This window comes from Klebsiella sp. CN_Kp113 (assembly GCF_040064585.1).
Lineage (GTDB): Bacteria > Pseudomonadota > Gammaproteobacteria > Enterobacterales > Enterobacteriaceae > Klebsiella > Klebsiella michiganensis.
Genome location: NZ_JBEAID010000019.1, coordinates 141,387 through 148,573, shown reverse-complemented (window position 1 = coordinate 148,573; position 7,187 = coordinate 141,387). Strand labels below are relative to the sequence as shown.

The window sequence follows — 7,187 nt, the reverse complement described above, 5'->3', positions numbered from 1 at the left end:
TTCGTAGCCCGGCTAAGCGCAGCGCGAGCCGGGAAGAGGCAGAGCTGATACATCAACCCCGGCACAGCGGCGTAAACGCCTTACCCAGGCTACCACTGTCCGGGCCAAGGGAGTTGCGGCATCGGGTAGCCCGGACAGGCGCAATGCGCCGCCTCCGGGAGAATGCGTTATCCGTTAGCGGCCACCTTGCGCAGATCGAACACGCGGCAGGCCTTACCCTCGGAGCGCGGAATGCTGCCGCAGTTAACAATGCTGATATCGGTCGAAATCCCCACCATCGACTTGATCCGGTGGCGCAGCTGGTGGCAAATCTGACAGCGCTGCTCGTGGTTCAGCGCCAGACCGCTCTCTTTTAGCTCCACGCGCACCGAAAGTGAATCAAGATGGCCCCGGCGGTTAACTTCCAGCTGATAGTGCGGCGCCAGATGTTCGAACTTGAGGATCTCCTCTTCCAGCTGCGACGGGAAGACGTTCACGCCGCGGATAATCAGCATATCGTCGCTGCGCCCGCTGATGCGATCCATCCGGCGCATGGTGCGGGCGGTGCCCGGCAGCAGTCGCGTCAGGTCGCGGGTGCGGTAGCGGATCACCGGCAGCGCTTCTTTGGTCAGGGTGGTGAACAGCAGCTCGCCGTGTTCGCCGTCCGCCAGCGGCGTACCGGTGTCCGGATTCACCACTTCAGGGTAGAAGTGATCCTCCCAGATCGTCGGACCGTCGGCGGTTTCCAGACACTCCATCGCCACCCCCGGCCCCATCACCTCCGACAGGCCATAGATATCCAGCGCCGAAATCCCCAGACGACGCTCGATTTCCGCCCGCATCGCATGGGTCCACGGCTCCGCGCCGAACACGCCCACCCGCAGGGAGCAGCCGCTGGCGTCGCCGCCCATCTGGCGCTCCAGCTCTTCAATCAGGTTCAGGCAATAGGACGGCGTCACCATAATCATATCCGGCTTAAAATCGCGGATCAGCTGCGCCTGTTTTTCAGTCTGCCCGCCGGACATGGGAATGACCGTCGCGCCTAAACGCTCCGCGCCGTAGTGGGCACCCAGCCCGCCGGTAAACAGACCATAGCCGTAGGCAACATGAATCTTGTCTTTTGCCGTCCCGCCCGCCGCGCGCAGGGAGCGGGCGACAATATTGGCCCAGTTATCAATATCGTTTTGCGTATAGCCCACCACCGTCGGTTTGCCGGTGGTGCCCGAAGACGCGTGGATACGCACCACCTGCTCCATCGGCACCGCAAAGGTATCAAAGGGGTAGTTGTCGCGCAGATCCTGCTTGGTGGTGCAGGGAAACTTGCTCAGATCGCTCAGTTCGTGAAAATCGTCAGGATGAATGCCCGCCGCGTCAAATTTACGGCGATACATCGGCACGTTCTCATACGCATGCTTAAGGGTCCACTTCAGACGCTGGGTTTGCAGGGCCTGTAGCTCGTCGCGCGATGCGGTTTCAATCGGGTCTAATTGAGTTATCGTTGTCATTTTGTAGGGTACTCGCAGGTAGATTCGCTCACACTCGCTCAAGGATCATGGCAATGCCCTGACCCACGCCAATACACATCGTACACAGCGCATAGCGCCCGCCGCGGCGCTGCAGCTCCAGGCTGGCGCTTAATGCCAGCCGGGCGCCGCTCATTCCCAACGGATGGCCTAAGGCGATGGTGCCGCCGTTGGGGTTAACATGCGGGGCATCATCCTCCAGCCCCAGCTGTCTGAGCACGCCCAGCGCCTGGGCGGCGAAGGCTTCATTCAGCTCAATCAGATCCATATCGTTTATACTCAGCCCGGCGCGCTCCAGCGCTTTACGTACCGCCGGTACCGGTCCAAGCCCCATCAGCTTCGGCTCGACGCCCGCCGTCGCCATCGCCACAATACGCGCCCGCGGCGTCAGCCCCTGGACGATGGCCTGCTGCGAGCTGGCGATAATCAGCGCCGCGGCGCCGTCGTTGACGCCGGAAGCATTACCCGCGGTCACTACGCCACCCTGACGGAACGGCGTTTTTAGCCGCGAAAGCTGTTCAATGGTGGTGTCCGCCCGCGGATGCTCGTCGTCGCGCACGACGTTTACCGCTCCTTTCCTGTCGACAACGTTTACCGGTACGATCTCCTGCGCCAGAATGCCGTCGCGCTGGGCCTGAGCCGTCCGCTGCTGGCTGCGGAAAGCGAAAGCGTCCTGATCGGCGCGGCTGATATTTAACAATTCAGCTACATTCTCCGCCGTTTCCGGCATGCTGTCAGTGCCAAATCGCTGCTGCATGAGCGGGTTCACAAAACGCCAGCCGATGGTGGTATCAAACAGCTCGGCCTGGCGCTGCCAGGGGGCGCTGGCTTTGGCCATCACAAACGGTGCGCGCGACATGGACTCGACGCCGCCGGCGATCATCAGATCCGCCTCTCCGGCTTTGATGGCGCGTGCGGCGAAGCCGATAGCGTCGAGACCGGAGCCGCACAGACGGTTAATGGTGGTGCCGGGTACGGTGTGCGGATAGCCCGCCAGCAGCGTCGCCATATGGGCCACGTTGCGGTTGTCTTCGCCGGCCTGGTTGGCGCAGCCGAGAATCACATCATCAATCGATGCCGGATCGAACTTCGGGTTACGGCTCAGCAGTTCGCGCAGCGGGATGGCGGCGAGGTCGTCGGCGCGCACGCTGGCCAGCGCCCCGCCGTAGCGGCCAATCGGCGTGCGGATCCCGTCACAAATAAAGGCGTCGCGCATCAGACTTCTCCTGTGATTGTGCCGCCGATGCGGTGCGATTTACCGCGGAACAGAGCGACAACTTTTTGCTGTTGGTTAACAATTTCTATGTCATAGACCCCGGTCAGCTTGCCCTGATGCTTAACTCTCGCCGTCGCGGTCAGCAGCTCGCCGACAAAGGCCGGACGCAGAAAATCGATGCTCGCCGCCGACGCGACCGCCGCCAGCCCCTGGCTGTTGCAGGCGTAGGCGAATGCGGTATCGGCGAGCGAAAACAGCTGTCCGCCGTGGCAGGTATGGTGGCCGTTGAGCATGTTCGGGGTGATCGCCATGGTCATCTGCGCGTAGCCCTGGTCCATCTCGATAATTTCAATTCCCAGCGCTTTCGCACAGTTATCGTTCTCGTACATCGCGCGGGCGTTGTGCCAGGCTTCATTGCTCATGATGTCTCTCCATCAGCGCCTTCTGGCGCAGCAGGGAACAGGGGCGATAGCGCTCTTCGCCGTAGTGCTGCTGCAGGTTTTCCAGCAGCCGCAGCACCCGGCCCCAGCCAAGTGATTCACCCCACGCCAGCGGGCCGCGCGGGTAGTTGACGCCCAGACGCATGGCGGTATCGATATCCTCCGCGCTGGCGACGCCCTTCTGCAGCGCGTCCAGCGCTTCGTTAACCAGCATCGCCACCGTCCGCCACACCAGCAGGCCGGGATAGTCGGCGATCTGCAGCACCTTTTTGCCCTGCTGCTGAAAATAGAAAGTCGCTTTATCGATCGCCGCCTGAGAGGTGGTTTCCGCGCTGGCCAGCACCACCGTATCGCCTGCGCTATGGTCGTAGACCACCACCGGGCGGCCGTGCTGAAGGCTTAACGCCAGGGCGGTTTCACCGGTCGTTTCCAGCAGCAGCACCTCGTCCAGATCGGTGACAACGTCACGTTTTATGCGCTTTGCTGCGCGTTCTGCCGATACGGCGGCCAAGGCCAGCTCAGGCTGCGCTTCGCCAGGCCAGCAGTAGACCCCCTGCCCGCTCTTTTTACCCAGCCGTCCGGCCAGCGCCAGCTCCTGCTGCAGCAGCGACGGCAGATAGCGGCGGTCCTGCCAGAAGGCGTTAAATACCGAACAGGTCACCGCAAAGTTGACGTCCTGGCCAATCAGGTCGGTCAGCGCCAGCGGCCCCATGGGAAAACCGCCGCCGTCGCGCAAGGCGGCGTCAATCACCTCCGGCGCGGCGACCTGCTCCTCCAGCGCTCGCCACGCTTCGGCATAAAAAGGCCGCGCCACGCGGTTGACGATAAAGCCGGGCGTTGAGCGGCAGCGAACCGGCTGCTTTCCCCAGTCGCTGACCCGCTGGCAGAGCTGTGCGACGACTTCCGCCGAGGTGGCCAGGCCGCTGACCACTTCCACCAGCTTCATTACCGGGGCCGGGTTAAAGAAGTGCAGCCCGGCGACCCGGTCCGGGTGTTTTATTCCCGCGGCGATGGCGGTGATCGATATCGACGACGTGTTGCTGACCAGCAGCGCTGACGGGGAGCAGATTTCGGCCAGCTGTTTGAACAGCGCTTTTTTCACGTCCAGGCGCTCGGAGGCGGCTTCAATAACCAACTCCGCACGGGCTAAAGCGCTCAGATCCTCAGCCGGTGCCAGACGCGACAGCAGCGCCCCGGCCTTTTCCGCCGCCAGCTTGCCGCGGCTGACGCGGGAGGCCAGCCGCTGGCGAATCCCGTCGATGGCGCGAACCACCGCCTCAGGGGCGATGTCGTAAATCAGTACCGGATGCCCGGCGGCGGCGGCCACTTCGGCAATGCCGGCGCCCATGGTGCCGCTGCCTATCACCGCGACGGTAGGTAACGTTGTGCTCATCGGCTATTTCCCGCTGAAGTGAGGTGGACGCTTCGCCAGAAAAGCGCTGACGCCTTCGCGATAGTCGGCGCTGCGTCCGGCCAGGCGCTGGTAGTCGCGCTCCAGGTCAAGCTGCTGGTCCAGGGTCTGGGTTTCCGCCAGCCGCAGCGCGTTTTTAATCAGCCCGAGGCCATAGGTCGGCTGGGCGGCCAGGTGCCGGGCCAGCGCCAGGCTGGTGTCTTTCAGCTCGGCGTCATCCACCACCTGCCAGATCATCCCCCACTGCGCCGCCTGCTCCGCGCTCAGGCTATCGCCCAGCAGCGCCAGCCCCATCGCGCGCGCGCGCCCCGCCACGCGCGGCAGAAACCAGCTGCCGCCGCAGTCCGGCACCAGACCAAGCTTGCTGAACGCCATAACGAACTTCGCTGAACGCGCCGCCAGCACGATATCGCAGCCCATCGCCAGCGTAGCCCCCGCGCCCGCCGCGACGCCGTTCACCGCGCAAATCACCGGTTTCGGCAGCGCCGCCAGACGGCGCACCAGGGGGTTGTAGAAACGCTCAACCGAGAGCCCGAGATCCGGAGCCGGCCCGCTGGGGTCGACGTTACGGTCATTTAAATCCTGCCCGGCGCAAAAACCGCGCCCCGCGCCGGTCACCAGCAGGCAGCGTATGCTGTCGTCGCGTTCGGCCTGTTTCAGGCACGCCGCCAGCTGCTGGTGCATCAGGTCGTTAAAACTGTTCAGACGGTCCGGGCGATTAAGGGTAATCGTCATCACGCCCTGTTCCACTTCGCTGAGAATGAAAGCTTCCACGATTAGCGTCCTTTAAATTCCGCAGTACGTTTATGTAAAAAGGCGTCGATGCCTTCGCGGCGATCTTCGGTCGCGCTCAGCAAAGTAAACAGCTGGCGCTCCTGCTGAAGCCCGGCCTGCAGGCTCACCTCCTGCGACAGCCGCAAAGCCTGCTTAGCCGCGCGCAGCGCCAGCGGCGAGTGGCGAGCCACGGTTGCCGCCAGGCCGAGCGCGTATTCATCGGTGAGCGCTGGCGGATAAACCTCGCATACCAGCCCCGCCCGCTGCGCCTGATGGGCATCAATGCTTTCGCCGCTCAAGACCATCCGGCTGGCCAGCGCCTTACCGACGGAGCGGATCAGGCGCTGGGTCCCGCCCGCGCCCGGCATCATGCCGAGGGTGATTTCCGGCAGGCCGAAGCGGGCGTTATCGCCGGCGACAATCAGATCGCAGAGCAGCGCCAGCTCGCATCCGGCGCCGAGGGCATAGCCGTTAACCGAAGCGATCAGCGGTTTACTGAAGGCGTCGATACGCGCCCACAGCCGCGGGCGAATATCATCGAGCGTGGCGGGCAGATCTTTTTCCGCCATTTCGTTCAGGTCAGCCCCTGCGGCAAAGAAGCGTTCGTTACCGCTGATGACGCAGACGCCGACCGACGGGTCCAGCGCCGCCGCGTCGAGCACGTCGGCGATCTGCGTCAGCAGCGCGTTATTCAAAGCGTTGCGCGCCTGCGGGCGATTTAGCGTCAGCTGCAGTACGCGCGCGTGACGAGCAATGAACAGTTCGCTCATGCCATCCCCCGCGCGTCAAAGTCGACAACCACATCGTCGCTGGTGGGCAGCGCCTGACAGCTCAGCACGTAGCCCGCCGCCAGTTCGTCGGCTTCAAGGCTGTAGTTAGCGGCCATCGCCACCTCGCCGCGCAGCACTTTGCATTTACAGGTGGCGCAGACGCCCCCCTTGCAGGCAAACGGCAGGTCCGCCCCCTGGCGCAGCGCGGCGTCAAGAATGCTGTCATCCTCCGCGCTCAGGGCAATGATTCGGTCGCGGCCGTCCTGACGAATCGTGACCGCGCGGCCCTCCGCCTGGACGCCAGTAGCCCGCCTGGCGCGGCTGTCCGGGGTATTAAAACGTTCCAGATGAATCGCATCCTCCGGTACGCCCAGCTCGCGCAGGGCGATCTCCGCTTCATCCATCATCGCCGCCGGGCCGCAGATAAAGGCGTGCTCGAAGCGGCTGAAGTCCAGCAGATGGGCGGCCAGTTCGCGCAGCTTGTCGCCGTTGATGCGCCCCTGCAGCAGATCGCTGTCCATCGACTCCTGGCTGAACAGGTGCACCACCTGCAGACGCTGCGGATAGCGGTCTTTCAGGTCGGCCAGCGCCTGACGGAACATCATGCTGTGGCTGCTGCGGTTGCCGTAAACCAGCGTGAAGCGGCTGTCGACTTCGGTGGCGAGGGTGGCGTCGATAATCGCCATCATCGGCGTAATGCCGGAGCCGGCGGCAATCGCCAGGTAGTCAGCGCAACGCCCGGCCTGCGGCTGGTAGCCGAAATGTCCCTGCGGCACCATCACGTCCAGCGCCATGCCTTGCTGAATGTCGCTCTGGGCATAGCGCGAGAAGCGCCCGCCGTCGATGGCCTTCACCGCCACGCTGATTTCACCCGGCGAGCGGCTGCGGCAAATGGAGTAGCAGCGCCTGAGCTCTTCCCCGCCAAGGCGCGCTTTCAGGGTCAGATGCTGGCCCGGACGGAAGGCGTATGCATTACGCAGCGCGTCGGGAATGGCAAAGGTGATGGTGACCGCATCGCGGGTTTCCGGCTCCACTTTCGCCACGGTAAGCGAATGAAATGTCGTCATCGCAACC

General features: G+C 63.6%; 7 protein-coding genes. All 7 read right to left on the bottom strand.

The window, feature by feature from the left end; all coding sequences use genetic code 11:
• Positions 1-167: 167 nt before the first annotated feature.
• From paaK to paaE, 7 genes are read right to left on the bottom strand one after another with little or no spacing between them, the layout of a single operon-like run.
• Positions 168-1,484: a phenylacetate--CoA ligase PaaK gene (gene paaK, locus ABLV30_RS12320; protein WP_004850513.1), complete on the bottom strand. Its 1,317-nt coding sequence runs from the start codon at positions 1,482-1,484 to the stop codon at positions 168-170.
• 28 nt (positions 1,485-1,512) lie between these two features.
• Positions 1,513-2,718, bottom strand: coding sequence for a 3-oxoadipyl-CoA thiolase (pcaF, locus tag ABLV30_RS12315; protein WP_064404807.1), 1,206 nt, complete (start codon positions 2,716-2,718; stop codon positions 1,513-1,515).
• Positions 2,718-3,140 carry a hydroxyphenylacetyl-CoA thioesterase PaaI gene (gene paaI / locus ABLV30_RS12310; RefSeq protein WP_025107920.1) on the bottom strand — a complete coding sequence of 141 codons (423 nt, stop codon included), beginning with the start codon at positions 3,138-3,140 and terminating at the stop codon, positions 2,718-2,720. The genes pcaF and paaI overlap by 1 nt, the downstream gene beginning before the upstream one ends.
• The gene (locus ABLV30_RS12305) at positions 3,130-4,551 is read right to left on the bottom strand and encodes a 3-hydroxyacyl-CoA dehydrogenase (protein ID WP_064407382.1); all 1,422 of its coding nucleotides are present in this window, start codon (positions 4,549-4,551) and stop codon (positions 3,130-3,132) included. Before ABLV30_RS12305 ends, paaI begins: the two co-directional genes overlap by 11 nt.
• Positions 4,552-4,554: 3 nt before the next feature.
• Complete coding sequence (paaG, locus tag ABLV30_RS12300) at positions 4,555-5,343, bottom strand: 2-(1,2-epoxy-1,2-dihydrophenyl)acetyl-CoA isomerase PaaG (RefSeq protein ID WP_025107922.1); 789 nt, start codon at positions 5,341-5,343, stop codon at positions 4,555-4,557.
• A gap of 2 nt (positions 5,344-5,345) precedes the next feature.
• Positions 5,346-6,113 (bottom strand): 2,3-dehydroadipyl-CoA hydratase PaaF, encoded by a 768-nt coding sequence (gene paaF, locus ABLV30_RS12295; protein WP_025107923.1) that lies wholly within the window; start codon positions 6,111-6,113, stop codon positions 5,346-5,348.
• Positions 6,110-7,180 carry a 1,2-phenylacetyl-CoA epoxidase subunit PaaE gene (paaE, locus tag ABLV30_RS12290; protein WP_046877271.1) on the bottom strand — a complete coding sequence of 357 codons (1,071 nt, stop codon included), beginning with the start codon at positions 7,178-7,180 and terminating at the stop codon, positions 6,110-6,112. The genes paaF and paaE overlap by 4 nt, the downstream gene beginning before the upstream one ends.
• Between the last annotated feature and the right edge of the window lie 7 nt (positions 7,181-7,187).

Coding starts and splice junctions, on each gene's coding strand:
- paaK (WP_004850513.1), bottom strand. CDS start 1,484: ATGACAACGATAACTCAATTAGACCCGATTGAAACCGCATCGCGCGAC.
- pcaF (WP_064404807.1), bottom strand. CDS start 2,718: ATGCGCGACGCCTTTATTTGTGACGGGATCCGCACGCCGATTGGCCGC.
- paaI (WP_025107920.1), bottom strand. CDS start 3,140: ATGAGCAATGAAGCCTGGCACAACGCCCGCGCGATGTACGAGAACGAT.
- ABLV30_RS12305 (WP_064407382.1), bottom strand. CDS start 4,551: ATGAGCACAACGTTACCTACCGTCGCGGTGATAGGCAGCGGCACCATG.
- paaF (WP_025107923.1), bottom strand. CDS start 6,113: ATGAGCGAACTGTTCATTGCTCGTCACGCGCGCGTACTGCAGCTGACG.
- paaE (WP_046877271.1), bottom strand. CDS start 7,180: ATGACGACATTTCATTCGCTTACCGTGGCGAAAGTGGAGCCGGAAACC.